31 protein-coding genes are annotated in these 26,214 nt (G+C 47.3%); 16 read left to right on the top strand and 15 right to left on the bottom strand.

Annotated features, from left to right (window positions below):
- Window positions 1-30: 30 nt before the first annotated feature.
- From aprB to ABJ081_05840, 4 genes are all read left to right on the top strand, one after another.
- The gene (gene aprB / locus ABJ081_05855) at window positions 31-510 is read left to right on the top strand and encodes an adenylyl-sulfate reductase subunit beta (protein ID MEP6356188.1); all 480 of its coding nucleotides are present in this window, start codon (window positions 31-33) and stop codon (window positions 508-510) included.
- Window positions 510-2,420 (top strand): adenylyl-sulfate reductase subunit alpha, encoded by a 1,911-nt coding sequence (aprA, locus tag ABJ081_05850; protein ID MEP6356187.1) that lies wholly within the window; start codon window positions 510-512, stop codon window positions 2,418-2,420. The genes aprB and aprA overlap by 1 nt, the downstream gene beginning before the upstream one ends.
- Before the next feature lie 196 nt (window positions 2,421-2,616).
- Window positions 2,617-2,970 (top strand): hypothetical protein, encoded by a 354-nt coding sequence (locus tag ABJ081_05845; protein MEP6356186.1) that lies wholly within the window; start codon window positions 2,617-2,619, stop codon window positions 2,968-2,970.
- A gap of 26 nt (window positions 2,971-2,996) precedes the next feature.
- Window positions 2,997-3,524: a hypothetical protein gene (locus tag ABJ081_05840; protein ID MEP6356185.1), complete on the top strand. Its 528-nt coding sequence runs from the start codon at window positions 2,997-2,999 to the stop codon at window positions 3,522-3,524.
- Between the two features lie 42 nt (window positions 3,525-3,566).
- On the opposite strand, the gene ABJ081_05835 is transcribed toward ABJ081_05840, so the two are convergent.
- The gene (locus ABJ081_05835; GenBank protein ID MEP6356184.1) at window positions 3,567-3,725 is read right to left on the bottom strand and encodes a hypothetical protein; all 159 of its coding nucleotides are present in this window, start codon (window positions 3,723-3,725) and stop codon (window positions 3,567-3,569) included.
- Between the two features lie 427 nt (window positions 3,726-4,152).
- Here ABJ081_05835 and sat point away from each other — a divergent pair, with 427 nt between their 5' ends.
- The 3 genes from sat to ABJ081_05820 all read left to right on the top strand — a co-directional run bounded on the left by sat (window position 4,153) and on the right by ABJ081_05820 (window position 6,846).
- Entirely contained in the window at window positions 4,153-5,325 is a 1,173-nt protein-coding gene (sat, locus tag ABJ081_05830) for a sulfate adenylyltransferase (GenBank protein MEP6356183.1), read from the top strand.
- Between the two features lie 11 nt (window positions 5,326-5,336).
- Window positions 5,337-6,095 (top strand): metallophosphoesterase, encoded by a 759-nt coding sequence (locus ABJ081_05825; GenBank protein MEP6356182.1) that lies wholly within the window; start codon window positions 5,337-5,339, stop codon window positions 6,093-6,095.
- A gap of 61 nt (window positions 6,096-6,156) precedes the next feature.
- A complete protein-coding gene (locus ABJ081_05820) occupies window positions 6,157-6,846 on the top strand; it encodes a hypothetical protein (GenBank protein MEP6356181.1) in 690 nt (229 codons plus the stop codon).
- 1 nt (window position 6,847) lies between these two features.
- On the opposite strand, the gene ABJ081_05815 is transcribed toward ABJ081_05820, so the two are convergent.
- Window positions 6,848-7,819 (bottom strand): aldo/keto reductase, encoded by a 972-nt coding sequence (locus tag ABJ081_05815; GenBank protein MEP6356180.1) that lies wholly within the window; start codon window positions 7,817-7,819, stop codon window positions 6,848-6,850.
- Window positions 7,820-8,065: 246 nt separating this feature from the next.
- Here ABJ081_05815 and ychF point away from each other — a divergent pair, with 246 nt between their 5' ends.
- Both ychF and ABJ081_05805 read left to right on the top strand, forming a co-directional pair.
- Entirely contained in the window at window positions 8,066-9,163 is a 1,098-nt protein-coding gene (ychF, locus tag ABJ081_05810) for a redox-regulated ATPase YchF (GenBank protein ID MEP6356179.1), read from the top strand.
- A gap of 12 nt (window positions 9,164-9,175) precedes the next feature.
- Window positions 9,176-9,802, top strand: coding sequence for a 5'-methylthioadenosine/S-adenosylhomocysteine nucleosidase (locus tag ABJ081_05805; protein MEP6356178.1), 627 nt, complete (start codon window positions 9,176-9,178; stop codon window positions 9,800-9,802).
- Between the two features lie 8 nt (window positions 9,803-9,810).
- Here ABJ081_05805 and ABJ081_05800 read toward each other — a convergent pair whose 3' ends face one another.
- The 5 genes from ABJ081_05800 to ABJ081_05780 all read right to left on the bottom strand — a co-directional run bounded on the left by ABJ081_05800 (window position 9,811) and on the right by ABJ081_05780 (window position 15,545).
- Window positions 9,811-10,356, bottom strand: a complete 546-nt coding sequence (locus ABJ081_05800) for an adenine phosphoribosyltransferase (protein ID MEP6356177.1) — start codon at window positions 10,354-10,356, stop codon at window positions 9,811-9,813.
- A 276-nt stretch (window positions 10,357-10,632) separates the two neighbouring features.
- Entirely contained in the window at window positions 10,633-11,472 is an 840-nt protein-coding gene (locus tag ABJ081_05795) for a cytochrome c1 (GenBank protein ID MEP6356176.1), read from the bottom strand.
- A gap of 43 nt (window positions 11,473-11,515) precedes the next feature.
- Window positions 11,516-12,826 carry a cytochrome b/b6 gene (locus tag ABJ081_05790; GenBank protein ID MEP6356175.1) on the bottom strand — a complete coding sequence of 437 codons (1,311 nt, stop codon included), beginning with the start codon at window positions 12,824-12,826 and terminating at the stop codon, window positions 11,516-11,518.
- Window positions 12,827-12,837: 11 nt separating this feature from the next.
- Window positions 12,838-13,392 (bottom strand): ubiquinol-cytochrome c reductase iron-sulfur subunit, encoded by a 555-nt coding sequence (petA, locus tag ABJ081_05785; GenBank protein ID MEP6356174.1) that lies wholly within the window; start codon window positions 13,390-13,392, stop codon window positions 12,838-12,840.
- Window positions 13,393-13,676: 284 nt separating this feature from the next.
- Complete coding sequence (locus tag ABJ081_05780; protein MEP6356173.1) at window positions 13,677-15,545, bottom strand: ABC transporter ATP-binding protein; 1,869 nt, start codon at window positions 15,543-15,545, stop codon at window positions 13,677-13,679.
- A gap of 58 nt (window positions 15,546-15,603) precedes the next feature.
- On the opposite strand from ABJ081_05780, the gene ABJ081_05775 reads away from it, so the two are divergent.
- The 5 genes from ABJ081_05775 (at window position 15,604) to ABJ081_05755 (ending at window position 19,361) form a co-directional block, all read left to right on the top strand.
- On the top strand, window positions 15,604-16,266 hold the full coding sequence (locus ABJ081_05775; GenBank protein MEP6356172.1) for a pseudouridine synthase: 663 nt from the start codon (window positions 15,604-15,606) through the stop codon (window positions 16,264-16,266).
- Window positions 16,263-16,736, top strand: a complete 474-nt coding sequence (locus ABJ081_05770) for a tRNA (cytidine(34)-2'-O)-methyltransferase (GenBank protein ID MEP6356171.1) — start codon at window positions 16,263-16,265, stop codon at window positions 16,734-16,736. Before ABJ081_05775 ends, ABJ081_05770 begins: the two co-directional genes overlap by 4 nt.
- A gap of 139 nt (window positions 16,737-16,875) precedes the next feature.
- Window positions 16,876-18,486 (top strand): acyl-CoA synthetase, encoded by a 1,611-nt coding sequence (locus tag ABJ081_05765; GenBank protein ID MEP6356170.1) that lies wholly within the window; start codon window positions 16,876-16,878, stop codon window positions 18,484-18,486.
- Window positions 18,479-19,012 (top strand): DUF296 domain-containing protein, encoded by a 534-nt coding sequence (locus tag ABJ081_05760; protein MEP6356169.1) that lies wholly within the window; start codon window positions 18,479-18,481, stop codon window positions 19,010-19,012. Before ABJ081_05765 ends, ABJ081_05760 begins: the two co-directional genes overlap by 8 nt.
- Window positions 19,002-19,361: a PPC domain-containing DNA-binding protein gene (locus ABJ081_05755; GenBank protein ID MEP6356168.1), complete on the top strand. Its 360-nt coding sequence runs from the start codon at window positions 19,002-19,004 to the stop codon at window positions 19,359-19,361. Before ABJ081_05760 ends, ABJ081_05755 begins: the two co-directional genes overlap by 11 nt.
- A 28-nt stretch (window positions 19,362-19,389) precedes the next feature.
- Here ABJ081_05755 and nth read toward each other — a convergent pair whose 3' ends face one another.
- On the bottom strand, window positions 19,390-20,118 hold the full coding sequence (gene nth / locus ABJ081_05750; protein ID MEP6356167.1) for an endonuclease III: 729 nt from the start codon (window positions 20,116-20,118) through the stop codon (window positions 19,390-19,392).
- Between the two features lie 45 nt (window positions 20,119-20,163).
- Here nth and ABJ081_05745 point away from each other — a divergent pair, with 45 nt between their 5' ends.
- Complete coding sequence (locus ABJ081_05745) at window positions 20,164-20,667, top strand: DUF2244 domain-containing protein (protein ID MEP6356166.1); 504 nt, start codon at window positions 20,164-20,166, stop codon at window positions 20,665-20,667.
- Between the two features lie 79 nt (window positions 20,668-20,746).
- Window positions 20,747-21,598, top strand: a complete 852-nt coding sequence (locus ABJ081_05740) for a bifunctional helix-turn-helix domain-containing protein/methylated-DNA--[protein]-cysteine S-methyltransferase (GenBank protein MEP6356165.1) — start codon at window positions 20,747-20,749, stop codon at window positions 21,596-21,598.
- A 39-nt stretch (window positions 21,599-21,637) separates the two neighbouring features.
- Here ABJ081_05740 and ABJ081_05735 read toward each other — a convergent pair whose 3' ends face one another.
- From ABJ081_05735 to ABJ081_05705, 7 genes are all read right to left on the bottom strand, one after another.
- Window positions 21,638-22,261 carry a 2,3-bisphosphoglycerate-dependent phosphoglycerate mutase gene (locus ABJ081_05735; GenBank protein MEP6356164.1) on the bottom strand — a complete coding sequence of 208 codons (624 nt, stop codon included), beginning with the start codon at window positions 22,259-22,261 and terminating at the stop codon, window positions 21,638-21,640.
- Between the two features lie 12 nt (window positions 22,262-22,273).
- The gene (dapB, locus tag ABJ081_05730) at window positions 22,274-23,086 is read right to left on the bottom strand and encodes a 4-hydroxy-tetrahydrodipicolinate reductase (GenBank protein MEP6356163.1); all 813 of its coding nucleotides are present in this window, start codon (window positions 23,084-23,086) and stop codon (window positions 22,274-22,276) included.
- A gap of 55 nt (window positions 23,087-23,141) precedes the next feature.
- Window positions 23,142-23,705, bottom strand: coding sequence for a hypothetical protein (locus ABJ081_05725; protein MEP6356162.1), 564 nt, complete (start codon window positions 23,703-23,705; stop codon window positions 23,142-23,144).
- Between the two features lie 192 nt (window positions 23,706-23,897).
- Complete coding sequence (locus ABJ081_05720) at window positions 23,898-24,191, bottom strand: DUF1330 domain-containing protein (GenBank protein ID MEP6356161.1); 294 nt, start codon at window positions 24,189-24,191, stop codon at window positions 23,898-23,900.
- 15 nt (window positions 24,192-24,206) lie between these two features.
- A complete protein-coding gene (gene pyrF, locus ABJ081_05715) occupies window positions 24,207-24,926 on the bottom strand; it encodes an orotidine-5'-phosphate decarboxylase (protein MEP6356160.1) in 720 nt (239 codons plus the stop codon).
- 25 nt (window positions 24,927-24,951) lie between these two features.
- Window positions 24,952-25,530: an NAD(P)H-dependent oxidoreductase gene (locus ABJ081_05710; protein MEP6356159.1), complete on the bottom strand. Its 579-nt coding sequence runs from the start codon at window positions 25,528-25,530 to the stop codon at window positions 24,952-24,954.
- Between the two features lie 87 nt (window positions 25,531-25,617).
- Window positions 25,618-26,214 (bottom strand): methyltransferase domain-containing protein, encoded by a 597-nt coding sequence (locus ABJ081_05705; protein ID MEP6356158.1) that lies wholly within the window; start codon window positions 26,212-26,214, stop codon window positions 25,618-25,620.

Here is a 26,214-nt window from a genome sequence, read left to right as displayed (position 1 = left end):
TTATTAGAAACAATTTCGAAGGAACCTGCTATGCCAACATTTGTCTACATGACAAGCTGTGACGGTTGCGGACACTGTGTTGATATTTGTCCATCGGATATCATGCATATCGACCCTACTTATCGCCGCGCCTATAATATCGAGCCGGATATGTGCTGGGAATGTTATTCCTGCGTTAAAGCGTGTCCTCAAAATGCAATTGATGCTCGTGGTTATGCTGACTTTGCGCCGCTTGGACACAGTGTTCGGGTGCGCCGTGATGAAGAAAAGGGCACGATATCTTGGAGGGTTAAGTTCCGGAATGGAACCGAAAAGAATTTCCTTTCGCCCATCACCACTAAGCCATGGGGTACAGGCTATCCTGAGTTGAAAGACGAACCTGCACCTAGCAATGAAATGCGGGATAGTCAGCATCTCTATAGTGAGCCTAAATATATCCGCATGGATGATGGCGATGTACACACTCTGGAATCAAACAAACTCAAAATGAAGCTCGGAGTGTATTACTAATGGCGTGCGAAACTATTGTTGAAGACAGTATCGATATTTTGGTAGTAGGCGGCGGACTAGGCGGCAGTGGTGCTGCATGGGAAGCGCGCTTTTGGGGCCAAGATAAAAAGATTGTTGTTGCTGAAAAAGCTAATATTGACCGCTCAGGTGCCGTGGCGCAGGGTCTTTATGCGATCAATTGCTACATGGGTACGCGATGGGGCGAAAATAATCCTGAAGACCACGTGCGTTATGCCCGTATCGATTTGATGGGCATGGTGCGTGAAGACTTGCTTTTCGATATGGCTCGCCACGTTGACTCCACAGTCCACCAGTTCGAGGACTGGGGTTTGCCGATTATGAAGAACCCTAAAACGGGAAATTATCTTCGTGAAGGCCGTTGGCAGATTATGATTCACGGTGAATCTTATAAGCCGATTGTTGCTGAGGCTGCTAAAAAATCCGCAGATAAAATTTATAATCGGATTTGCGTAACTCATCTATTGCTTGATGACGCGAAAGATAACCGGATCGCTGGTGCGGTTGGCTTTAATGTGCGTACAGGCAACTACCATGTCTTTAAATCTAAAACGGTTGTCGTTGCTGCTGGTGGCGCATCCAATATTTTCAAACCACGTTCTGTGGGTGAAGGCGCAGGGCGCGTTTGGTATGCGCCTTGGTCATCAGGTTCTGCTTATGGTCTTATGATCAATGCAGGCGCAAAAATGACGCAGATGGAAAATCGGATCGTCTTGGCTCGGTTTAAAGATGGATATGGTCCAGTTGGCGCCTATTTCCTACACCTAAAAACCTATACTCAAAACTGTAATGGTGAAGAGTATGAATCCAAGTGGTTCCCAGAACTTCAAAAAATGGTTGGTAAGGAATATTTGGACCCCGAACTGTCTCACCGGACACATCGACCAATACCGACATGTTTGCGTAACCATGCAATTATCAACGAAGTAAATGCAGGCCGTGGTCCCATTCATATGGTCACTATGAAAGCCTTTCAGGACCCTCATTTGGAAGAGGTCGGCTGGGAGAACTTCCTTGGCATGACAGTTGGTCAAGCGGTGCTTTGGGCTGCGACAGATGTTGACCCGAAAAGCGAGAATCCTGAGCTGACGACTTCCGAGCCATATGTTATGGGCTCACATGCGACGGGTGCTGGCGGCTGGGCTAGTGGTCCTGAGGACATCTCACCACCAGAATATTTCTGGGGCTATAATCGAATGATGACGATTGAAGGTCTGTTTGGTGCTGGTGATGCCGTTGGTGGTACGCCTCATGCGTTTTCTTCTGGTTCGTTTACTGAAGGACGTTTGGCAGCCAAAGCAGCCTGTAAGTACATCGATGATGGCAAGGCTGAAGGTATCCGGATCAACGATCAACAGGTGCAAGATAGAAAAGAAGAAATTTTTGCACCAATGGAACGCTACAAAATCTATCGCAACGAAATTGTGGCCGGCACAGTTAGCCCAAGCTACATCAACCCAAAACAGGGTCTTGATCGTTTGCAAAAGCTGATGGATGAATATTGTGGCGGTGTGACCGTTAGCTATATGACGAATGAAAAGCTTCTTAATATTGGTTTGAAAAAACTCAAGATTATGGAAGAAGATTTGGAAAGTATAGCTGCCAAGGACATTCATGAATTGCTACGTGCGTGGGAATTGAAACACCGCCATCGTACAGCTGAATGTGTAACGCAACACACGCTCTTCCGCAAAGAGACCCGTTGGCCAGGTTATTACTATCGTGGCGATGCCATGAAACTGGATGATAAGAACTGGCATGTTCTTACTGTTTCGCGACGTGACCCTGAGACTGGCGAATATACCATGGAAAAAGCACCATGTTATCATTTGGTCGGTGATGAAGAAGAGAAGGCTGCCAAGAAAAAGGCACCTGCTAAGAAAAGGGCATAAGCCTGAACAGCTGAAGTATGAAAGCAAACATCAAGTCAGTTGGCAAAGCTGCCAATTGACATTAAGTGGTTTGATCAATGATTGTTTTGGTCAAGCCATTTATTATTTTAGAAAGCCAACTCAAGGATGAGCGATATAAAATTCCATCCATTAAGACGCGGTTTTCGTTTTTCTTTAACATCAGCAGAAAGGTTCTATGATGAACATCGTTAATCACAGCGATGAAGAAATTATGTCGCTTGCGAACACTATGTGGCGTGATCTTATCAAAAATTCGAACGAAGGTAATTATCCTGAGTTTATAAAATGCTTCTCTCCGGATCTGACATTAGGTTTGAATGAGATTGAGATTGGCAACCAATTTGCAAATAGTGAATTGACGAGAAGCTTATCTGAAGATTACGACGAACTTGGCATTATTCGCCGTGGCCAACATGTCACCGTTTTGTTCAAGCAACGCAGCACCGCCCGCGAAGGTGAATGGCTTGGACGATTGGTTCTTGGATATGATGGAGAAGAAGTCTATATTTTTGGTGCTTCAATATTTTAAACATTGATCGGCTGTAGGTGAGTAAAATGGGTGAGTTAATCCAAAATGAAAAGCTGGTTGAACTTAAATACCAGGTGACAGACGAAAAGTCTGGCCAAGTTCTCAGCACAGTCGAATTTCCGATAAGTTATGTCCACGGCCACAACGATGTTTTGGCACCTCAGGTTCTCGAAGAACTTGAGGGCAAGGCTGTCGGTGATGTCATTAAGGTGCCGATTGATTGTAATGAAATTTTCGGACCGCGTGATGAGTCATTGGTTTTTACGGATAGTATCAAAAATGTGCCTGAAGAGTATCGGGAACTAGGCATGACCATCACCATGGAAAATGGAAATGGTGACACAAAGAATTTTATAGTGACTAGGCTAGATGATGAGACTCTAACCATCGATGGCAATAATCCGTTATGCGGAAGGCAGGCCATCTTTACTCTTGAAATTTTGAAAGTACGCGATGCCACTGACGAAGAAATAGCGGCAGGTGGTAGAGATATTGATGCTGACCAAGTCGATGAGGCAACACTGTCAGGACTGAAAACTCATTCAGTCAACTGACAACAAAGCGTAAGCAGATAAACACCTGCATCAATATTATGTTTAAGGACGTTTTGGCGTCTCATATGGGACTTCTTTTTGGAAAGGTTCCCATATGGTTTCAAATCCGACATAGCCTTTATCATTGGGCTCCATCTGACGTGTTTTAAAGAAGCGTGCTTGGCCTTCAGGAACTTTAGTGACGGGTTTTGTATCGCTCATGGAATTGCCTTGTATTTGAAACCAAAATGGAACCCGTTTTTGTAAAAAAGTAAAATTTCAAACAATAACTCGTCGGGCTTTTCTCATCACATCATACACATTTGAACGATGGTTGCAAAGACCTTTCGGTATATCCCAAAACGGCTATCGAGAGGGTTGGTATGTCATGGTATTTTACCATTATATAGGTGGCGTCTATTTTATAATAGACAATTAAAAACAATAACTTACGCTATGTATTGTATATCAATATGTAGGCAGAGTGAATAGCTAAAAAATATGACCACTGGCCCTTCTATTGAGGCTGGAACTGGTTAGAATGAAGCGAGGAAAATACTGGGAGGAGACAAGGCTATGCCGGCATCTGGATTGTGAAATCCAGCAAGTAAGTCAGCAGTAGAATTGTAGATATAAAGGGAGAGAATACATGGGTGAACTTGTACCACCGCATGGCTCGGATACGGTCAAGCCTCTATTAGTTTTAGAGGATAAGCGTGAGAGCGAATTAGAGCGTGCTAAGTCACTTTCGAAAATTCCTCTGACCAGTCGTGAAGTGTCAGATTTATTCATGTTTGGCATGGGCGCTTATACACCTCTTTCAGGTTTCATGAGTGAAGCGGATTGGCGCGGCGTTTGTGTTGATATGAAGTTGAGCAACGGCATTTTTTGGCCGATCCCAATTACACTTTCGACAACGCAAGAACTCGCTGATGGCATTGGCATAGGTGACGAGGTTGCACTGTGTGATGGGGAGAGTGGAGAAATTACAGGAATTTTGAAACTTTCTGAGAAATATTCAATTGATAAAGATCTGGAATGTTCAAATGTCTATAAGACTACAGACCCTGCCCACCCCGGGGTGCAAAAGGTCATGGAGCAGGGAGAGGTCAATCTGGCTGGATCAGTCGTTGTGCTTTCCGAAGGTGTATACCCTGGCAAATATCCTGACCTATATCTGCGGCCAAATGAATCACGCGCCTTATTTAAAGAAAAAGGCTGGTCCAAGGTCACGGCTTTTCAAACACGAAATCCAATGCACCGCAGCCACGAGCATCTCGTGAAAATTGCAGTTGAGGTCACCGACGGTGTTTTCATCCATCAGGTTTTGGGCGCTTTGAAACCCGGCGATATCCCCGCTGAAGTTCGAACACAAGCGATCCAAACCATGATCGATAATTACTTCAAACCTGGAACAGTTGTACAAGCCGGATATCCGATTGAAATGCGTTATGCCGGTCCGCGTGAAGCACTCTTGCATGCGCTTATTCGTCAGAATTTCGGGTGCTCGCATCTCATCGTTGGCCGCGATCACGCAGGTGTCGGCGATTATTACGGTCCCTTTGATGCGCATAATATTTTTGATGAATTGTGGGAAGGCGCCTTGGTTACGCAAGCGCTAAAAATCGACATCACTTTCTTCTGTCGCAAATGCTACGGAATGGCGACGGGCAAGACATGCCCTCATGATCCTAAATACCACATCTCTGTATCGGGCACCCAGCAAAGAGAAATGCTGTCATCTGGCGCAGATATTCCACCCGAATTTGCCAGACCGGAAGTCATAGATGTTCTCCGGAAATATTATGCCAGCTTGACCTAAGTTCCTCAGTTATGATCATCGCGCAAATTTCAGACACCCATATTACTCTTGATGCCCCTGATGCAGATCAGCGGATACGGGATTTTGAGGCTGTCATTGCAGATATAAATGCACTGGATCCGGCGCCGGATATTATCATCCATAGTGGTGATATTGTTCACAATGGCCTTCGGGAGGAATATTCTAAGGCTTTAGAAATTCTCTCAAAGGCACATGCGCCAGTTTATGGCATGGTCGGCAATAAAGATGATCGTGCAATGATGCGATCAGTTTTTTCTGATGCTGATTATATCACGACAAACTCTGATTTTATTGAGTATGTGATTGATGATTTTCCTATCAAATTGATCATACTCGATACCAAACATGCTAATAACAACCTAGGTGATTTCTGTTCGGTGCGGATGCGCAATCTAGGTGATATGATCAATACTGAAGCGACCAAGCCGATCGCTGTCTTCACACATCATCCCCCCTGTGAAGTCACGGTTGGACCACATCCAATGCATTTTGAATCAATGCAGACCATGAATAATTTGCGTCAGGTATTGAAAGACTGTGGGCGAGTTATCGGTGTTTTCTGTGGCCATGTTCATCGTGCGACAGTCGGATATATTGAAGACATCCCCGTGACCGTAATGTCGGCTGTCGCAACACCTTTGCGTCGCGATGACTATCCCAATCACATGAAAAATTGCCCTATCTATAATATTCATAGGCTTGATGGAAGTGGCGATTTAATCACTGAAAAGCGTGTTGTTTCGGTTTAATTTTCCCATAGATGAAGTTTGAGATGTAGCAAGATCACGAATTATTTGCTATTCATTTTGAGTGAAAAATAACGGCACCACATCTCAAAATACACCGCGCCCACGGGTGCTGATAACGGGGTTTTCTGTCTTTCCCAGTGCGCCAGTCAATCCAACGGAAGAGCTGATTAGCATGCTGCGAAAGGTTGATTTGTCAGCCTTTGATGCTGAGTTTGAGTTTCTATTATTCAAGACCGATTACCGGCAATTAGACATCGAATTGGCAAGGCTCGCGGAAACAATCACCCCTGATATAGCCATTCACTTTGGGCTTGATGCCAAGGCTAGAGGATTTAAACTTGAACGGATAGCTGCAAATCATATCGCTTTAGATAAGCCGGATGTGTGTGGTTATATCCCTGCAACAGGTATAATTATGGATGGATTAGGAGATCAGCAAAGCACCTTGCCATTGGGGCAGCTTCACAGAAAATTATCGCAATTAAATTTGCCTGTCGACTATTCACATGATGCAGGCAGCTATCTTTGTAATTACCTTTTTTATAAATCAAGCAGCCAGCGACTGTGGTCGAGCAAAGCATGTATGAGTGGCTTCATCCACGTACCGCATCTGGACCATCAATATGCCACTTTGGATGATGAGATAAAATCACAAGGCCTTGCCACGATGACGAGTGATCAATTGCTTGAAGGTGTGATGGAAATTATTCGTATATGCCTGTCCGTTCAGCCGTCACCATGTACGCCATAAGCTAATCCTGTTCTTCTAGCCGGTCGGTCGCAAGGGCTGGCGTACGGCTTAAGCTCGAAATTTCATTGCGCAAGTCATCGGGCATAGCCACATTGACGCTATCGAGCGAAGGCTGAAGCTGTTCAAGATGACGCCCTCCAATGATCGGGCAGGTAATGTCAGGATTGGCCGCAGCCCAAGCAATGGCAAGAGAGACGGGATGAACGCCCTGTTTCTTTGCAAATTCCGTGAAGTTTTCTGCAACGTCAAAAACCCAATCTTCACCGTAGCGCTTGCTATATTCTGGGTTTTGGACAATACGCCCAACGTCAGGCCGGTTATCTTTTGAATATTTGCCAGACAGCAATCCACCGCCAACGGGTGAATAAGAAATCACAGCCAATTCTTGCGCACGTGCGAGCGGTAAGATCTCACTCTCAACTTGCCTTTTAACGAGAGAATACATTGGCTGAATAACATCAAACCGAGACCAGTTGTTTTTGTCACAAATACCAAGCCCTGTTGCAATCTGCCATGCGGAATAATTGCTGGCACCAAGATAAAGAACCTTGCCATCTTGAACCAGGTTTTCAAGAGCACGCAATGTTTCTTCCAAGGGCACGCCCTTGTCCCAGCGGTGCATGAATAAAACGTCTAGACGGTCAGTGCCAAGCCGTGTGAGGCTGTCTTCAACGGCTTTCATGATGTGTCTGCGGTTGCCGCCACCACTATTCACATCGCCCTTGATGTTCATGAAACATTTTGAGGTAATGACGAGTTCATCGCGCTCAGTTTTCATCAAGCGCCCTAAAATCTCTTCAGCCGCCCCTTTTGAATAAGCATCCGCGCAATCAAAGAAATTGATCCCTTGATCACGGCAAGCGTTATACATCCGCGCAGACTGTTCTTCGTCCGCATCGCCGCCAAACGACATGGTACCAAAACAAAGCTCAGATACATTGAGACCAGTGCGTCCAAGAGATTTATATTTCATGTGATTTCCTCTCATAATTACTTAGTGTCATAGTTCATAGATTGAATAAGGAAAAGCAATCAGATTTATGTTTCAATTGATAATGCCTAAATCACTAGGCTAGCATCGGCATTTGATTAAAGCATCTACAATCTTGATCATCTTGCCTCTTGCTCAAACGCCTGCCATCTACTAACAACACGCATGTTATTTATGCTGTGCGCCATTGGACCTGATGCACTGCTTTTTTATTGAGGACGCGCTTTCATGGGATTTAAATGTGGTATCATTGGCCTGCCTAATGTGGGTAAATCAACACTTTTCAATGCGTTGACCAAAACCGCAGCAGCGCAGGCAGCCAACTATCCGTTTTGCACCATCGAACCAAACACGGGTGAAGTGAGTGTTCCTGATGAGCGGCTGGCCAAGATTGCAGCCATAGCAGAATCAAAAGAAATTTTGCCCACGCGCCTCAGTTTCGTGGATATCGCAGGTCTTGTTCGCGGCGCTTCAAAAGGCGAGGGGCTTGGCAATCAGTTCCTTGCCAACATTCGCGAAGTTGATGCTATTGCTCATGTGCTACGCTGTTTTGAAGACGACGACATCACGCATGTGGAGGGCAAAGTGGACCCGATTGCAGATGCAGAGACGGTCGAAACAGAATTGCTTATCGCTGATCTTGAAAGTGTTGAAAAGCGTATTGTCGGTGTGCGCAAGAAAGCTGCGTCAAAAGATAAAGAAGCAAGCGAACAACTGCCGCTATTGGAAGGGGTGCTTGCGCTCTTACAAGATGGTAAGGCCGCGCGTCTTTTGGACGTTTCTGATGATGAACGCCCCATCTTTAACTCCCTGCAGCTTTTGACCTCCAAGCCAATTCTTTATATCTCTAATGTGGATGAGGAAAGTGCCAGCGAAGGTAACGATTTTTCCGCTCGCGTGGATGCTATGGCCAAGGAACTTGGCGCGAAGTCAGTGACCATTTCGGCCTCAATCGAATCTGAAATTGCTCAACTTGATGCAGAAGAACAAGCGGAATTTCTCGAAACACTCGGCCTTGAAGAACCTGGCCTCGACCGGCTTATCCGCCGGGGTTATGAGCTTTTGCAACTTTTGACTTATTTTACCGCAGGCCCCAAAGAAACCCGCGCATGGACAATTACCGCCGGCACCAAAGCACCGCAGGCAGCAGGTGTGATTCATACTGATTTCGAAAAAGGGTTCATCCGCGCACAAACCATAGCTTATGATGATTACATTGATTTGGGCGGCGAAGTGCCCGCGAAAGAAGCGGGTAAAGCACGTGATGAAGGCAAGGAGTATATTGTTGTCGATGGCGACATAATGCTCTTCAAATTTAATAACTAGGAATTCGTATCAATGAAGGCGCCTGCACTCGAGATCATCAATGGCAAAACGGTTTTATTCATTATGGCCGTGCCGATGGAATATGGCGATGCTCTTAAAAGCCGCATCACGCCACTGATGTGCGGTGTTGGGCCAGTGGAAGCAGCGCTTGTCACAGGTCAGGCGCTTATGGCACTTGCGCACCAAAACATCACACCAGCTGTGATCGTTTCGCTTGGATCTGCTGGCTCTGCAACACTTGAGCAAGGTGAGGTTTATCAGGCGGCCAGTGTGTCTTATCGTGATATGGACGCCTCGCCCCTTGGCTTCACCAAAGGTGTGACGCCCTTTATCGATCATCCCGTTGACCTTCCGCTTTTGTGCCCTCTCCAAGATGTGCCAAAAGCCAAGCTTTCAACGGGCGCGAATATTGTTTCAGGTGATGCCTATAAGACAATTGATGCCGATATGGTGGATATGGAAACCTTTGCCATCAAGCGCGCAGCAGACACCTTTGAGGTGCCGTTGATCGGCCTGCGCGGTATATCTGACGGTAAGGAAGAACTATCAAAATACGGCGACTGGGCAGATTATCTAGCCGACATTGATGTGAAACTGGCCGCCAGTATCGATAAGCTTGAGAAAGAGTGCGAGCTATAGAGGTGATATTAGTCGCCTTCAAACTCCACTAAGACGTGAACATCAACACCCATTTTTTCTAATTTTGCACGGCCACCGAGATCTGGCAGATCAACGATAAAGGCTGCGGCAACAACTTCGCCGCCTGCGCGCCGGACAAGCTCGATACCCGCCTCTGCGGTACCGCCCGTTGCAATCAGATCATCAATGATGAGAACTTTATCGCCGGGCTTGATCGAGTCTTCATGAATTTCAACGCGGTCGGTCCCATATTCAAGCTGATAATCTTGCCCAATTGTCTTGCCCGGCAATTTGCCCTTCTTGCGGATGGGGATAAACCCGCGTCCAAGTTCATGAGCCACCGCACCACCCAAAATGAACCCGCGTGCTTCTATGCCAGCGACATAATCAATCTGGGTTGTGATGAACGGGCGCAAGAGTTGGTCCACCGAGGAACGCAAACCAACAGGATCGGCGATCAAAGTTGTCACATCACGAAACTCAATACCTGGTTTTGGATAATCGCTAATCGTGCGTATCAAGTCTTTAAGATCGTGATCTTTTGCAATTGTCATAGAAGTTCTACTCCGCCTCGGTAATGCCTTTATTTAGACTTTTTATCACCATGCTGGAGACAAAACTGCAAGTTAATCTTTGAGGTATAAGTCACTTTATTCGTATCAAAGGTGCGTCACACATCAACCTCATGAGAGTTTTTATCTCAACCCGCTGCAGTCTTTATGAGGGCGGGCGGTTTTTTTTTGATAAATGAGTAAACCTCATATGGCTTAGATAGCCCAAAAAAAAGGCGCCTCAAATGTGGCGCCTTTTTAGGATTCATAAAACCAAACTTAGTGTCTGCCAGTAAAAATACGGCGTTTGGTTGCATAAAGAAGGCCTGCAAAGATAATCAAGAAAATCATAACTTTAAAGCCAAGCGATTTGCGCGCTTCAAGTTTTGGTTCAGCTGCCCACATCATGAAATGCGTAATGTCTTTTGCATATTGGTCAACCGTTTCTGGTGAACCATCATCATAAGTCACGATGCCATCTGACAAAGGAGGTGCCATTTTCAATGCAGGTCCTGAAATGAAATAGTCATTCTTATAGGTGCCATCATCTTGCGCTTCATCACTTTCATACCCTGTGAGAAGGGCGTGGATGTAATCCGGTCCTTGCTCTTGGTATTGTGTGAAAATATCGAACACAAAATTAGGGAAACCGCGCTCAACCGCACGGGCTTTGGCAAGCAGAGAGAAATCTGGCGGATAAGCACCGCCATTAGAGGCTGCACCTTGTTGAGGATTTGCCCAAGGGCCTGGAATTTTATCAGATAGCTTTGGCTGGCGCTCAACAGGCTCACCATCCTCATCCGGTTCAGCATCAATGATCGTTGTATTCCAGTCCGCTGCAATTTGCTTGATTTGAGCTTCGCTAAATTCTGGACCACCTTTTTCAACCAGATTGCGGAAAGCAACAAGGCCAATTGAATGGCAGCTTGAGCAGACTTCTTGATAAATTTTAAAGCCACGCTGAAGAGCACCACGGTCATAATGACCAAAGGGGCCAGCAAAGCTCCAATCTTGATAAGCAGGTTTTTTAATAGGACCACCCGCAGCATGAGCACCAGAAAGTCCGATACCAACAAGTGCTGTAGCTATCACAAATGGGCGCAGGAATTTCAAAGTCATTTTAGGTGTCCCCGAAAGTAATTGAGATACGTTCATAGCGCGCTCACCCTTTTTTCTCGGCTGAAGCCGCAGCGCCAGCCAGTTGAGTGCTACCACTTGCAGCATCTTTACCAAGCACTGATTCCGAAATCGAAGCAGGCTGCTCTTTTGGTGTCTCATAACGACCAAGCAAAGGCAGGATGATGAGGAAGTGAGCGAAATAATATGCTGTCGCACATTGCGCAATGATAATATATGGCTGCTCAGCTGGGCGTGAACCAAGCCAGCCTAGAAGCACGGCGTCAGCTAAGAATATCCAGAAGAACCATTTATACAATGGGCGATACTTCGCTGAGCGCACCTTCGATGTGTCGAGCCATGGCAGTACGAAAAGCACCGCAATAGAACCGAACATGGCAATCACGCCGCCAAGTTTTGAATCAATTGGACCAATGTCAAAAGTGATAGCCCGCAGGATCGCGTAAAATGGCAAGAAGTACCATTCGGGCACGATATGCGCCGGTGTCACAAGCGGGTTCGCTTGAATGTAGTTGTCCGGGTGGCCGAGGAAATTAGGCATGTAGAATAAGAACCAGCCGAAGAAGATAAAGAACAGCATCAGGGCAAATGCGTCTTTCATTGTCGCATAAGGCGTGAACGGCAGTGTGTCCTGCTTTGATTTCACTTCAATGCCCGTTGGGTTTGTTTGACCAGTTACATGGAGCGCCCAAACGTGAAGGATAACCACACCCAAGATCATAAATGGCAACAGGTAGTGCAGTGAGAAGAAACGGTTCAATGTTGCATTATCAACCGCAAACCCACCCCATAACCATGTCACGATCGGTTCGCCGACAAGAGGCAGTGCTGAGAACAGGTTGGTAATCACCGTTGCTCCCCAGAAGGACATCTGTCCCCATGGGAGAACATATCCCATAAAGGCAGTTGCCATCATAAGAAGGAAAATCACAACGCCCAAAATCCAGAGCAGTTCGCGCGGCTCTTTGTAAGAGCCGTAATAAAGACCACGGAAAATGTGCAGATAGACGGCGATGAAGAACATCGAGGCACCGTTTTGGTGCATGTAACGCAGGAGCCAGCCATAATTGACGTCGCGCATGATGTGCTCAACAGCGGCAAATGAAAGCGCTACATTAGCAGTGTAATGCATGGCAAGCACGATGCCAGTGATAAGCTGTACCACCAGCATGAGCATCAAAATCCCGCCGAATGTGTACATATAGTTCAAGTTGCGAGGAACCGGATATGAGACAAAGCTGTCATATATCAAGCGTGGCAGTGGCAGACGCTTGTCGATCCATTTTTCAACGCCGGTTTTAGGTTCGTAATGACCGTGGTGCTCTAAAGCTGACATAAAATTTCCCCTTAACCGATCTTGATAACGCTATCAGAAACAAACGAGAATGGTGGCACTGGAAGATTTTCCGGTGCTGGACCTTTGCGAATGCGGCCTGATGTATCGTAGTGCGAACCATGGCATGGGCAGAACCAGCCACCAAACTCACCCGCTTCTCCAAGCGGGATACAACCTAGGTGAGTACAAACACCAACCATCACGATCAGATTTTCACGACCCTCGCCAGCTGAACGCGCCAGATCTGTCGCGTCTTCGCCTTTGCCGTTGCGAGCATCAGGATCGGGCAAGTCTGCAATTGGCACAGCTTTAGCAGCCTCGACCTCAGCCTCTGTTCGGTTTCTGATGAAAACTGGCTTGCCGCGCCATTTAACGCGCAATGACATGCCAGGCTCAATGCTTGAAATATCAACTTCGATACTTGCAAGTGCTAGAGAGGCCGCATCGGGGTTCATCTGGTCGATAAGTGGCCATGCAACAGCTGCAGCGCCAACGGCACCGAAAGCACCAGTGGTGACATAAAGGAAGTCGCGACGGGTTGGGTCTTCGTATTCTGATTCAGACAAAGCAATGCCCTCGTGTTTAACCGGTTTGATTCTCCCAGCATACACTGAGAAGCTACAACCTGACTATTAAAACATGTAACGCACTAGAAATTAGACCTATAGCTTATATCTAGCGCATCAAATTGCGATCTTTTAATCGTGGTTTGATGCGTTTGTCCAGCCCGTGCGTGCCAACCGTATTAAAAAACATATAAGAATTCCACTAAAGCATGAAGCATTGTTCACAACCCAAGTGTTTTCGCGGGTGTCGCTGATCTGCTGGCAGGGGAAAAACGTCGCGTTATTTATGATGTAAAATGGGCCTTTGCCGGTACCCCATAGAGAAAGCCACCAGACTGGCGCTCCCATAGTTTTGCGTATCGGCCCTCTGCTTTCAGCAGTTCGTCATGGCTGCCGTCTTCCACGATGCGCCCTTCATCCATAACGATCAGCCGATCCATAGACGCAATGGTCGATAAACGGTGTGCAATCGCGATCACCGTTTTGCCCTTCATTAAATCATAAAGTTGTTCTTGGATCGCGGCCTCGACACCAGAATCAAGCGCGGATGTGGCCTCATCCAACACCAGCAAAGGCGCATCTTTCAAAAGCACACGGGCAATGGCAATGCGCTGACGCTGGCCACCAGACAGATTCACCCCGCGCTCACCCACCAGCGCATCAAGGCCACGATTGCCATTCACATCTTCCAATTCTGGAATAAACGCCCATGCCTTCGCTTGTTCAGCGGCTCTAATAATCTGCTCATCTGTCGCCCCCTCAAGCCCATAGGCGATATTCTCGCGGATTGTTCGATGAAGCAGCGATGTATCTTGGCTGACCATCCCGATTTGCGAACGAAGGCTTTCTTGTGTCACTTTGGAAATATCTTGGCCGTCGATTTTAATGGCGCCGCCTTCAACATCATAAAGCCGCAGTAAAAGATTGACGAGCGTGGATTTTCCAGCGCCAGATGGGCCAACCACACCGATTTTTTCGCCCGGCTGAATTGCTAAGGATAATTCCTCAATCACGTTTTTTGTTTTGCCGTAATGGAATTTCACCTTGTTAAACTCGATGCCGCTCTTGTTGATGGTCAATGCGCCAGCGTCGGGCATATCGCGCACAACACGGGTGAGCGCCATGGTCGCAATGCCATCTTGTACTGTGCCCACATTTTCAAAAATCCCCGCCATCTCCCACAAAATCCAATGTGACATGCCGTGCAGGCGCAACACCAAGCCCATGGCAAGAGCCACATCACCGATGGCAACTGCCTCAACACGCCACGCCCAAATTGATGAGGCAGCTATGGCGAAAAAGGCTGTGTTATTTAATAAAGCCAGCGAAACATTCAGCCATGTCACCTGTCGCATTTGTTCATAAACGGTGCCTAAAAAGCCGCTCATGCTTCTTTTGGCGAACCTTTCTTCGCGTTCGGCATAGGAAAATAGCTTCACAGTTTGAATATTCGAATAAGCATCAACAATATGACCGGTCATAACCGATCTTGCATCGGCCTGTCGTTTGGAAATATCCCGCAGTTTTGGAATGAAAGTGCGCAGTAAAATTGCATAGCCGATAAACCAGCCGATAAACGGCAATGTCAAGCGCCAGTCCGCATTGGCCACCACCACTAATGCACCGAAGAAATAAACACCGACAAAGACAAAAACATCGCTAACCTTTGTTACCACTTCACGTACGGCAAGTGATGTTTGCATAAGCTTATTGGCAATGCGTCCGGCAAAATCATTTTGATAAAACGACATGCTTTGGCGCAACAAATAACGATGCCCGCGCCAGCGGATGCCCATGGGGAAATTGCCCACCACTCCTTGATGGAATACAAGCTCCCAAATAAATTGGGTCAGCGGTAAAATGCCAAGGAGCACCACCGTCATTATCACAAGAGTGTCGCCGTTTTCTGCAAAAAAAGTTGCTCTATCAGCTTTGGATAAAAGGGTCACAAGATCACCCATGAAAGTGAAAATTGTGACTTCCAAAATAGCCACGAGCGCACTTAATAAAGAAACCAGCACTAATAAGGGCCAAAGGGGCTTTGAATAAAACCAGCAAAATGCCAAAAAGCCCTCAGGTGGCGTTTCTATGCTGTCGTCTTTGTAAGGATCGTTCAAGCCTTCAAAGAATTCCATCAATCGGTTGGGCTTCATATCTTCTAGCTTTTTCTATAAGAGTGCTGCTTCATTCCATGGATAGTCAGGCAATATTGTGACATCACTTGCACCGCTACGCTATAACCCACCTGCGGGCGAAATATCCATCATATATCATGATGATGACATTCTTGTGCTTGATAAACCAAGCGGGCTCTTGAGCGTGCCTGGCAAAAGCGACGCGCATAAAGACTGCCTTGAAAGCCGCATTCAAGCTGATTTTCCAACAGCCCGCATTGTCCACCGCCTCGATATGGATACATCAGGCCTGATTATCATGGCGCTTAATAGTGACGCTCATCGTCATCTTGGATTGCAATTTGAACGTCGTTATATTGATAAAACATATGTCGCTCGTGTGTGGGGACTCATTGCAGATGAAAGCGGTATCATCGACTTACCTTTACGCTGTGACTGGCCAAACCGACCGCGCCAAATGGTCGACTTTGATGAGGGGCGCTCTGCCTTGACTGAATGGGAAGCTGTGGCGCGAGATGACATATCAACACGCGTGACGCTTTACCCTAAGACCGGACGCTCGCATCAATTGCGCGTCCATATGCTAGAATTGGGGCATCCGATTTTAGGCGACAACCTTTATGCTCATGAAGAGGCGCTAGCGGCTTCTTCACGGCTGTGTCTACATGCCCAAAAAGTTGACCTATACCATCCAACCGGTGGTGCAAGATTATCCTTTGAAGTGGAGTGCCCTTTTTGACAGCCGCCCAACAACCTTCATCAATTTCGATAGCCCTTTATCAGCCAGACATCCCACAAAACACCGGCACTATTCTGCGGCTTGGTGCATGCCTTGGCGTGAAGGTGCACATCATTGAACCGACTGGTTTTGCGCTCTCGGATACGGGACTGAAGCGCGCTGGCATGGATTATCTTGAGCGCGCGGCCATGCAGCGCCATCGCTCATGGGATGCCTTTGAAGAATGGCGTGAGGAGGAAGGGCGTCGGCTTGTGCTTTTGACGACAAAAACCGATCAGCCTTATCTTTCATTCGATTTTAAAGCGGATGATATTTTGCTCTTTGGCCGTGAATCTTCCGGGGTTCCCGATGATGTTCATGACAAAGCGGATCATCGACTAACGATTCCGATGGTGGAGGAACTGCGCTCAATTAATCTTGCTTGCTCCGCTGCTATGGTCACAGGGGAGGCCCTGCGACAGTTAGGGTGAGGCCGAGCTCTTTAAAGATGATCCTTCGAATGCGAAGATGTGAAAAATTGCTGTCTATCACCGAGATATGAAAGTGATACAGTCTGGTATGCTTTCATGCGGCGCTATCATAAGATAGGTGTGAATGAGGGGGAGATGAATGACGCAAAAGCCGGATGTGCCGCGCCTTGCAATCAAGCGCGCCTCAAATAGGGTTATGAATCTTGGCGCCTTGGCAACGCAAGCAGCCGCCCGCAAACCCGCGTATCCAGCCCTTATCTGGGGTGAAGATCAGCGCAACTGGGCAGATTTTAACGCGCGCGCTAATGCAATAGCCTTGCATCTTTCAAATCTTGGTATCGAGCGTGGCGACAGGGTCATGATTCATTCACCTAATTGCGCCCAGATGCTGGAAGCAATGATTGGCGTTTTAAAGGCAGGTGCTGTTATGGTGCCAACCAATTTTCGTCTTGCGCCGGACGATATCGCAGACATGGCGCATCGTACCAAAATTAAGATGATCATCGCGCATGCTGACTTTCCGGAGCATGTTCAGCGGGTGCAGGAGGCGGCTCCAACATGTAAAAACCGTATTCTTATTGATGGAGATGGAGAAGACAGTTTTGATAACGTTGTTGCTCGGCTGATCGGCACTCCTTTTGTAGATGTGGATGTGGATTACGACGATCCTTGTTGGTTTTTCTTTACATCGGGGACAACAGGAAAACCAAAAATCGCAACACTGACCCATGGTCAAATGAGTTTCATCACTGTCAATCATGTGGCCGATTTAATGCCCGGACTGGGGGACGAGGATGTGTCTATTGCGGTCGCTCCTTTATCCCACGGTGCAGGGGCGCATTTTTTTCCGAATGTTGCGCGTTGCGTGCCAACGGTATTGACCACAGCATCCGGTTTTGATCCCGTTGAGATATGGGGATTGATCGAAAAACATCGCGTCACGAATATGTTTACCGTCCCCACTATCGTGAAGCGACTGACGGAAGATCCGTGCGTTGATGACTATGATCATTCCTCGCTCAAACATGTCGTCTATGCAGGTGCTCCGATGTATCGTGAAGACCAAAAGCATGCCCTGTCGAAAATAGGCAATGTGCTGGTGCAATATTTCGGGCTTGGTGAGGTCACGGGCTGCATTACCGTTTTGCCGGCGCATGAGCATAGCCTTGATGATGACAAAATGCCGATCGGCAGTTGTGGATTTGCGCGCACGGGCATTGATATAGCCATTCTCGATGATAAAGGGGTGCGGCTTGTGGCCGGCCAAACAGGTAATATTTGTGTCGGCGGGGTTGGTGTTTTTGCGGGTTATTTTGAAAATGAGGTCGCGAATCAAGAAAGCTTCATCGATGGTTGGTTCATCACGGGCGATCTTGGCCATCTCGATGAGCGGGGGTATCTTTATATAACCGGACGCAAATCTGATATGTATATTTCAGGTGGGTCTAATGTTTATCCGCGTGAGGCGGAAGAAAAGCTGCTTGAACATCCAGCCATTGCTGAAATTGCAATTGTCGGAGTGCCAGACAAGGAGTGGGGCGAGGTAGGTGTTGCTATTGTAACGCTGAACGAGGCTATGGATATTGATGTGGACGCATTGAAAACATGGATGCAGGATAAAATCACCCGTTACAAACAACCGCGCGATTTTTATATCTGGGATGAAATGCCAAAATCCGGCTATGGCAAAATCGAGAAAAAACGTATTTTGGCAATCCTTAAGCAACAAGGGTTGATTGAGGATGTCTGATTATCGCCCCCATCCTGGCCCACTGCACCCCGTGCGCCGGTTCCATAGCGTGCCAGAAAAGCCTGTGCATATACGCGCACAGCTTGCCGCTGGTCGCTCACTCCATAATGAGGTGGGTGAAGTGTTGAAGGCCTGCGACTTGAAGAGTGCCAGCATGACATTCATCGGCGGGGGCTTGTCTGCGTTGAAATTCACAACAGGCGATATCGAAGCGCGGGCGGACAGCAATAAGCAGGCTAATTTCACATATATCCGCGATTGGAAAAATTGTGCGATTGCTTATGGTGCTGCAACGGCTGGCTTAAGCGTTGAAGGGATGCTCATGCTTCATGCTCATGTGGTTTTTACGGATGTTTCAGGTGAGCAATTCGGGGGACATTTGTTTCCAGAAAGCTGCATGATCAGCCATCCCATCATTGTACATATTGTCGGTCACCCCAATGCTGCGATCCAACAATTTTATGACGATGAGACCACGCACACTGTTTTCAATCCTGTGACCAAGGCGAATGCCCATGTCTTTTGAACGAGGCAAATATGATCGCGTCTTCTTTGCCCGCTTGCGCGCGGATGAAGATTTAGTAACAGGCATTGAAGCGCTCTGCCGTGAGGCTGGTTTTGGTCATGCAGTCATTCGTGGCAGCCTCGGCAGTGTCAACTATGCAACTTTCAAAGTGGGTGAGCAGATCATTCATGTGCCGCATATGGGTTTAGAGATCACAGCCCTTTATGGCGAAATACGCGAAGGCAAAGCCAATTTAACCGGTTCCGTCGTCAATGGTGCAGGAGAGGTTTTTTCTGGTCATTTTGTGTCAGGCAAAAATCCGATATGCGTTACGGCAGAAATAACAGTGGAAGAATGGGTTCCAGAATAAAGGCGCACACCACCCTAGAGAACAAAGCCTAAAATTCATAACCGGGTGGTGGGATATCGTGGGTTTTTTCTTTGGATTTACATAAATCAGCTATGACACAATTGCCGCATTCCGGTTTACGCGCTTTGCAGATATAGCGTCCATGTAAAATGAGCCAGTGATGCGCATGAAACTTGATGTCATCGGGGATAATCCGGTCCATCGCGAGCTCCACATCAAGTGGCGTTTTACCCGGGGCCAGTTTCAATCGGTTGCCGATGCGGAATAAATGCGTATCAACAGCGATGGTGAGTTGACCAAAAGCCATATTCAGGACCACATTCGCTGTCTTGCGACCAACACCGGGCAATGTTTCAAGGGTATCGCGATCTTCGGGTACTTGGCTGCCATGTTCTGCAATCAGCATTTCTGACAGGGCGATGACATTCTTTGCTTTTGCCTTGTAAAGACCGATGGTCTTGACGTGATCGCGCACTTTGTCTTCACCAAGGGCCACCATTTTTTCTGGCGTATCGGCGATCTTGAAAAGCTCTTTCGTCGCCTTATTTACTCCAATGTCGGTTGCTTGTGCTGATAAGACGACAGCCACAAGAAGTGTATATTCATTGACGTGATCCAGCTCCCCTTTTGGTTCGGGATTTTGTTTTTCAAAACGTTTGAAAATGCGGCGCACTTCTTCTTCCGTGTAGATACGGCGAGGCATCCGTTTTTTGCGTGGGGCAGATTTCTTTTTTAAAGAGGGCTTGGCGTTTGGCATGATTTTTCTATACTCAAGAGAGGAACCTCAATAAGTGTAAGCTGCATGAGTGAAGACGAAAAGACCTCAACGGGCGCAGATCATGGTTTTGTGGAAATCTTTTCCGCAACCCTGCGCCCTTATCGCTCGTTATCGCAAAATGGTTTCATCATATTGATGATCCTTTTTGGTGGCACATGCTTTTTGATGGGCTTTTTCTATTTGATAATAGGCGCTTGGCTTGTGTTCGCTTTTCTGGGGCTCGATGTGCTGCTTTTATATGTGGCTTTTCGAATTAATTATCATTCTGCTAAAGCGTTCGAAGAAATTATCGTGCGACGTGATGCGCTGATCGTGCGACAGGTTTCAGCGCGGGGGAAAATTCAGGAAATGACGTTCAATCCCTTTTGGGCAAAACTCAATATTTCCAAGGATGATGAGGGTGTGGTCACAAAAATATCAATAGCCGCGCGCGGTGAGACTAATGATATTGGGGCGTTTTTGAACCCTGAGGATAAAACGACTTTTGCCAGAGCTTTCGGTGCGGCACTTGTTGAAGCCCGTGCGTAATCGGGGGGTTAGCAAGTTTCGGGTGGTCCTAATCTTTCTTCTTGTTTAGCGTCAAGGAAATGAATGAGAAGAGGCCTTCATGGATCATAAACAAAGCGAACAAACAGATTATGCAGTCGTCCGCTCAGCCATTGAATATTTGAGCGAGCACGCCAAGAATCAGCCGGATCTTGATGCATTGGCAAAAGCGCTGGGGCAGGATCCTTTTGCTTTGCAAAAACTCTTCAAGCGTTGGGCGGGAATTTCGCCAAAATCTTTTCTTCAAGCACTCACTCTGGATCATGCAAAAAATATGTTGCGCGATACCTCAAGCGTTCTAGATACCTCATTGGAGGTAGGTTTTTCCGGACCCAGTCGCTTGCATGATTTATTTGTCACTCATGAGGCCATGAGCCCCGGCACTTATAAAGCGCGCGGTGCCGGTGTGACCATCTCATGGGCCTTCCACCCATGCCCCTTTGGCTTGGCGCTTTTGATGGTGACTGAGCACGGTCTTGCGGGGCTTGCCTTTTGTGATGAGGGTAATGAGGCGGCGTCCTTTGATGATATGGCAGGGCGCTGGCCCAATGCGAACTTTGTCCAAGACAGCATCAAGACCGCGCCCTATATGGCACGCGTTTTCAATCGTGAAGAATGGCAACCGGATCAACCTTTGCGCATTGTTTTTATAGGGACTGATTTTGAAGTCAGGGTCTGGGAGACGCTTTTAAAAATCCCGTTTGGTAAAGCCACAACCTATGGCGACATTGCCCTGCATCTTGATAAACCCAAGGGTGCGGCTCGTGCGGTGGGGACAGCGGTTGGCAAGAATCCCATATCCTTTGTTGTCCCCTGTCACCGGGTGCTGGGGGCGACGGGAAAACTATGCGGATATCATTGGGGATTAACTCGAAAACAAGCCATTTTAGGCTGGGAAACGGGATTAAGTTAGATAACTAACAATAAAATTGCCGATGACTGGTCGGCAAAATTAATCGAGAATTTCCACGCTTTGAAGGCTGGTATCATCGGCTAATGTGTAAATCATTGGCACGCCGGTTTCTATTTCCTTGGCGATAATTTCTTCTGGGGTAAGTCCTTCCATCGCCATGACGAGTGCGCGCAAAGAATTTCCGTGAGCTGCGACAAGAACGGTTTTGCCACCCATTACTTGCGGCAGAACATCATGCATAAAATAAGGCCAAACCCGAGCGCCGGTATCTCTTAAACTTTCGCCTTCATCACCAGGGGGCGGAACATCATAGGATCGACGCCAGATGTGAACCTGTTCTTTGCCCCATTTTTCGCGAGCATCATCTTTATTGAGGCCAGCAAGATCACCGTAGTTTCTTTCATTCAGCGCCTGATTGCGAATTGTCTCCAGATCAGGCTGACCAATTTCATCCAAGATCAACTGGCAGGTCTTTTGTGCACGTTGCAGAACTGATGTGAACGCCAGATCAAAGCTGATCCCTTTAGCTTTCAGTTTGCGCCCGCCTTCAATGGCTTCTTCGACACCTTTTTCGGTGAGGTCTGGATCTTTCCAGCCTGTGAATAGGTTTTTCAGGTTCCACTCACTTTGACCGTGACGAACAAGAACAAGAGTATGAGACATGCGGGGGCTCCATTAAACGTCTTTAGGAAGACCGAGAACATCGGCCATTGTGTAAAATCCGGGTTTCTTGCCAAAACCCCAAAGGGCGGCTTTCACGGCACCACGCGCGAAAATAGCGCGATCTTCCGCAATGTGTGAAAGCTCAATGCGTTCGCCTTCACCTGCCAAAAGGACAGAATGCGATCCGACGACCGATCCACCGCGCAGGGTTGCAAAGCCGATTGAGCCTTTATCACGTGCACCTGTATGGCCGTCACGTGAACGAACAGAATGATCATCAAGATCAATGCCTCGACCTTCGGCGGCTGCTTGGCCCAAAAGAAGGGCCGTGCCGGAGGGCGCATCGACTTTATGTTTGTGGTGCATCTCCAAAACTTCAAGATCAAAATCAGCATCGAGCGCCTTGGCCGCTTGGCGCACAAGAACGGCAAGCAGGTTTACACCAAGGCTCATATTGCCAGATTTGATGATAACAGCTTGGCGGCCCGCTGCTTCGATCTTTTCATCGTCCTCGATGCTACAGCCCGTGGTGCCGATCACATGCACAATACCCTTTTGCGCGGCATAATCGGCAAATTCCAGCGTCGCGGCAGGAGCGGTAAAATCAATCACGCCGTCGATATTTGAAAAGGCAGAGGATGCGTCATCCGTGATCGCAACACCCAGTGGTTCTGGCAGACCCGATATTGTTCCTGCGTCTTGTCCAATAACCGGCGAGCCTTCAAGGTCGATAGCGGCACCCAGCACCACACCATCCATCTCGGTGATGGCACGAATAAGCGCTTGACCCATTCGGCCACCAGCACCTACCACCAAAAGTTTCATATCTGCCAATTTAGTCTCATTTCTAGCGCCTCTAGTATCTCATAGAAGACAATTTTCAACTTTGTTCTGCAGCTCGCAACTGTGGAGCAACTTTCCAAAAAGTGGTGTTTGTGACGGGTATTTCTTTGATCACTTCGCCTGTTTCTGAAGAAAAATTAACAGCCTGTAAGAGGCCGTCTTTCTTTATATATCCGACGCAAAGCCTGCCATATTTTGCCACATTGCCTCGCACGGCATCGACCACCAATTTTTCAAAGTCTTTTGTTACAGTATCGCCGACGACCGCGATATCCCATGTTGATGCTGTTCCGCATGCAAGTCCATGGATAAGATCAAGTTTGGCACTGATTTGAACTTCTATCAATGGCTGTTCACTTACTAAAATTCGATTGGCGCTTATCAGGGTTTTGCCATCAATTATGCTTTTCGAAACCGCAATGCAGCTTTGTGAAGCCGCAACATAATTAGCGCATTCAAACGGTTTGTCAGCATTGGCGCTTAACGTCTCCTCGATCGAAACAAAGCCTTCCAGTTTGGAAATTTCGGACAAATCTGCTGCTGCTGCATTGAATGTAAAAAACAGAGCATATGACCAGGAAATTAAAAAAACTCTCAGCATTTATCGTGTCACTTTCGTTAGCTGTCTATGCATATAGCAGCGTCATGGTGCAGAGGGAAGATATGCGCAGGCAATTCGATGTAATTTCAACCTCTAAAGTAGAAGGTCATAAAATTATAGTCGAATTTTAATGCAGATTAAAATCTTTAAAACGCCGTTGCGGTTTGGGTCGCGAGCTTATCGTAAGGAGCACTAACCATCAAAACCTTCGACAATGGTCAATTCGCCATCAGCCACTGCATTTCGAATTTCTTTGGCCATCTGATAATCAGGATCATTGTAGCAGGCGAGGGCCTCTTCAACTGATGGGAATTCAATGACAACATTGCGCGCCCGACAATCGCCTTCTAGCGCGTGAGCTGCCCCACCGCGCACCAAAAATTTAATATCATAGCGTTGGAAAGCATGAGCCGCACCTGCGACATAATCCTTGTAGCGCTCCACATCGCGCACATCCATGCGAGCGATCCAATATCCTTTAGCCATTAGCTTTTCCCGATTTCAAGATAGTGCTGCTTCAATTTCTTCGACAATAGCCGAGGCTGCTGCTCGCCTGTTTTCGGCCTTCAAAATAGGTCTTCCCACAACAAGATAGTCGCTACCATTTTCAATTGCCATGCGCGGGGTCATGATCCGCTTTTGATCATCTGCGGCTGCGTTCGCTGGGCGAATGCCGGGAGTAACAAGGAGCAAGTCAGGACCAGCGGCTGCACGAATGGCGCTTGCTTCTGCTGCTGAACAAATAACGCCTTCGATACCAGTGTCGCGTGCTTGAACGGCGCGTTGAAGAACAAGATCATGGGCACTTTCTTTATAGCCAGCCTCTTGTAAAAGAGTGTCATCAAGATTGGTCATCACGGTGACGGCGAGTAATTTTAAATCACTTGTACCACGCCCCTCCACCGCTGCGCGCATGGCATGGGGATAGGCATGGATTGTCAAAAAGGTACCACCAAGGGCCGCAAGGCTCTCAACACCACTTTTAACGGTATTGTCGATATCGAGTAGTTTTAGGTCGATGAACACCTGTTTGCCAGCATCTTTCAGTTCTGAAATCAGATCAAAACCACCAGCATAAAGAATTTGAAAGCCAACTTTATAAAAACTGACCGCATCACCTAGGTCTGCCACCACGTCACGGGCGTCGCTCAAACTTGGCACATCAAGCGGGACGATTAAACGATCTTTGGGAGAGGGATTTTTAACATCGAAGTCAGTCATAGGGCGAACGCCAAGCTAGTGAATATTATGGCCGTGGAACGGCTTTAATACGTTGGATTGTGAATAGGAGTTCATCAAGGCCTTTATCCATCAAAGAGACCAAGTGTGGATCTTTTAATTTACCATCCGCATCAAAGGCTGTTTCCCCCTCACCGACGGATAGTTGCGGTGTGATGATCTCAGCGCCTACATTCATGAGTATCGCGCGTAGATGATAAAGACCGCGCAAGCCTCCAGTCTTCCCGGGCGAGCAGGATGAGATGAAACACATCTTGTCCTTATACGGCCCGAAACTGTTGCTGCTACTGACACCTGATACACTGACCCAATCGAGTGTATTCTTCATGAGGGGTGTAACGGATGCATTATATTCTGGTGAGACAAAAACAAATCCATCACTTTGTTCAAAAAGTTTAGCCAGTGCGATGGCCTTTTCAGGCACTTCTAAGTCTTCATTAAAGATGGGAAGCTGATAATTTTTGGCACAAACATGAGTGACCTCGGCTCCAAGCTCAATAAGGGCGTTCGTCAATGCATCAGCAAGTTTGATGTTAAACGAGCCATCACGCATAGAACCGGCGAAAACGAGAATTTTTGCAGACATTATTATCTCCACGACTTCTAATAATAAGATACTTATCTATGGATATAGCCGATTATTTGCTTAAGGGTAGACTTTATTGCTGAGGAACTAAGATATTCTTCGGTAAACAAATACTCTCGCTGGCGGAATATTTCGTAAAATCCAGGATGATTTAGTCAGAGATACAGCGACCGGATTTTCAACAGGCGTGGTGAATCCATATGAAAACTGGATGAAGGGCGCACCAGATTCAAGATGCGTAAGGCTTTGCTGTAAAAGCCCTTCACGGTCCTCTTTTGGTCTGGTGAGAAGAGGCAGGCTTGAAACGATTGCAGCAAATTTCGGTACATCACCTAACCCCCCCTGCAAGGTTTTGCTAAGCGCATAGGCGTCGCCCTGTATCACGCGAATGTCTGGGAATTGGCTTCCTATAAGTTCAAAAAACTCAGTGTTATATTCAAGCGCGATCAATCTCTCAGGTGCAACGCCATGTTTTAGAAGGGCGCGGGTGACAGACCCCGTTCCGGGGCCAATTTCAAGCACGGGTAAGTCGTTGTCCAATGGCACCAAGGAGGCCATTTTATTTGCGAGCCCACTGCCAGAAGGCGCGATAGCACCGGTCGTCATGGGAGCGCCGGCCCAATTCTTGATGAAGCTGGTATTGGCGCTTAATCGTTCCAAAACAGTTCTAGCTTTATGCGCCAT

This window comes from Hyphomicrobiales bacterium, from assembly GCA_039989895.1.
Classification (GTDB): Bacteria; Pseudomonadota; Alphaproteobacteria; order Rhizobiales; family JACESI01; genus JACESI01.
Note: the sequence above shows the minus strand (reverse complement) of the source record. Positions and strands in the feature narration are given on the sequence as shown.

What these genes read in the sequence shown, in the direction of transcription:
- ABJ081_05780 (MEP6356173.1), bottom strand. Translation starts at nt 15,545, where the DNA reads ATGAAGCCCAACCGATTGATGGAATTCTTTGAAGGCTTGAACGATCCT.
- ABJ081_05815 (MEP6356180.1), bottom strand. Translation starts at nt 7,819, where the DNA reads ATGAAATATAAATCTCTTGGACGCACTGGTCTCAATGTATCTGAGCTT.
- nth (MEP6356167.1), bottom strand. Translation starts at nt 20,118, where the DNA reads ATGCCAAACGCCAAGCCCTCTTTAAAAAAGAAATCTGCCCCACGCAAA.
- ychF (MEP6356179.1), top strand. Translation starts at nt 8,066, where the DNA reads ATGGGATTTAAATGTGGTATCATTGGCCTGCCTAATGTGGGTAAATCA.
- ABJ081_05725 (MEP6356162.1), bottom strand. Translation starts at nt 23,705, where the DNA reads ATGCTGAGAGTTTTTTTAATTTCCTGGTCATATGCTCTGTTTTTTACA.
- aprA (MEP6356187.1), top strand. Translation starts at nt 510, where the DNA reads ATGGCGTGCGAAACTATTGTTGAAGACAGTATCGATATTTTGGTAGTA.
- ABJ081_05795 (MEP6356176.1), bottom strand. Translation starts at nt 11,472, where the DNA reads ATGACTTTGAAATTCCTGCGCCCATTTGTGATAGCTACAGCACTTGTT.
- ABJ081_05760 (MEP6356169.1), top strand. Translation starts at nt 18,479, where the DNA reads ATGTCTGATTATCGCCCCCATCCTGGCCCACTGCACCCCGTGCGCCGG.
- dapB (MEP6356163.1), bottom strand. Translation starts at nt 23,086, where the DNA reads ATGAAACTTTTGGTGGTAGGTGCTGGTGGCCGAATGGGTCAAGCGCTT.
- ABJ081_05710 (MEP6356159.1), bottom strand. Translation starts at nt 25,530, where the DNA reads ATGTCTGCAAAAATTCTCGTTTTCGCCGGTTCTATGCGTGATGGCTCG.
- pyrF (MEP6356160.1), bottom strand. Translation starts at nt 24,926, where the DNA reads ATGACTGACTTCGATGTTAAAAATCCCTCTCCCAAAGATCGTTTAATC.
- ABJ081_05705 (MEP6356158.1), bottom strand. Translation starts at nt 26,214, where the DNA reads ATGGCGCATAAAGCTAGAACTGTTTTGGAACGATTAAGCGCCAATACC.
- ABJ081_05740 (MEP6356165.1), top strand. Translation starts at nt 20,747, where the DNA reads ATGGATCATAAACAAAGCGAACAAACAGATTATGCAGTCGTCCGCTCA.
- ABJ081_05845 (MEP6356186.1), top strand. Translation starts at nt 2,617, where the DNA reads ATGATGAACATCGTTAATCACAGCGATGAAGAAATTATGTCGCTTGCG.
- ABJ081_05735 (MEP6356164.1), bottom strand. Translation starts at nt 22,261, where the DNA reads ATGTCTCATACTCTTGTTCTTGTTCGTCACGGTCAAAGTGAGTGGAAC.
- sat (MEP6356183.1), top strand. Translation starts at nt 4,153, where the DNA reads ATGGGTGAACTTGTACCACCGCATGGCTCGGATACGGTCAAGCCTCTA.
- ABJ081_05840 (MEP6356185.1), top strand. Translation starts at nt 2,997, where the DNA reads ATGGGTGAGTTAATCCAAAATGAAAAGCTGGTTGAACTTAAATACCAG.
- ABJ081_05720 (MEP6356161.1), bottom strand. Translation starts at nt 24,191, where the DNA reads ATGGCTAAAGGATATTGGATCGCTCGCATGGATGTGCGCGATGTGGAG.
- ABJ081_05765 (MEP6356170.1), top strand. Translation starts at nt 16,876, where the DNA reads ATGACGCAAAAGCCGGATGTGCCGCGCCTTGCAATCAAGCGCGCCTCA.
- ABJ081_05800 (MEP6356177.1), bottom strand. Translation starts at nt 10,356, where the DNA reads ATGACAATTGCAAAAGATCACGATCTTAAAGACTTGATACGCACGATT.
- ABJ081_05825 (MEP6356182.1), top strand. Translation starts at nt 5,337, where the DNA reads ATGATCATCGCGCAAATTTCAGACACCCATATTACTCTTGATGCCCCT.
- ABJ081_05835 (MEP6356184.1), bottom strand. Translation starts at nt 3,725, where the DNA reads ATGAGCGATACAAAACCCGTCACTAAAGTTCCTGAAGGCCAAGCACGC.
- ABJ081_05805 (MEP6356178.1), top strand. Translation starts at nt 9,176, where the DNA reads ATGAAGGCGCCTGCACTCGAGATCATCAATGGCAAAACGGTTTTATTC.
- aprB (MEP6356188.1), top strand. Translation starts at nt 31, where the DNA reads ATGCCAACATTTGTCTACATGACAAGCTGTGACGGTTGCGGACACTGT.
- ABJ081_05745 (MEP6356166.1), top strand. Translation starts at nt 20,164, where the DNA reads ATGAGTGAAGACGAAAAGACCTCAACGGGCGCAGATCATGGTTTTGTG.
- ABJ081_05790 (MEP6356175.1), bottom strand. Translation starts at nt 12,826, where the DNA reads ATGTCAGCTTTAGAGCACCACGGTCATTACGAACCTAAAACCGGCGTT.
- ABJ081_05755 (MEP6356168.1), top strand. Translation starts at nt 19,002, where the DNA reads ATGTCTTTTGAACGAGGCAAATATGATCGCGTCTTCTTTGCCCGCTTG.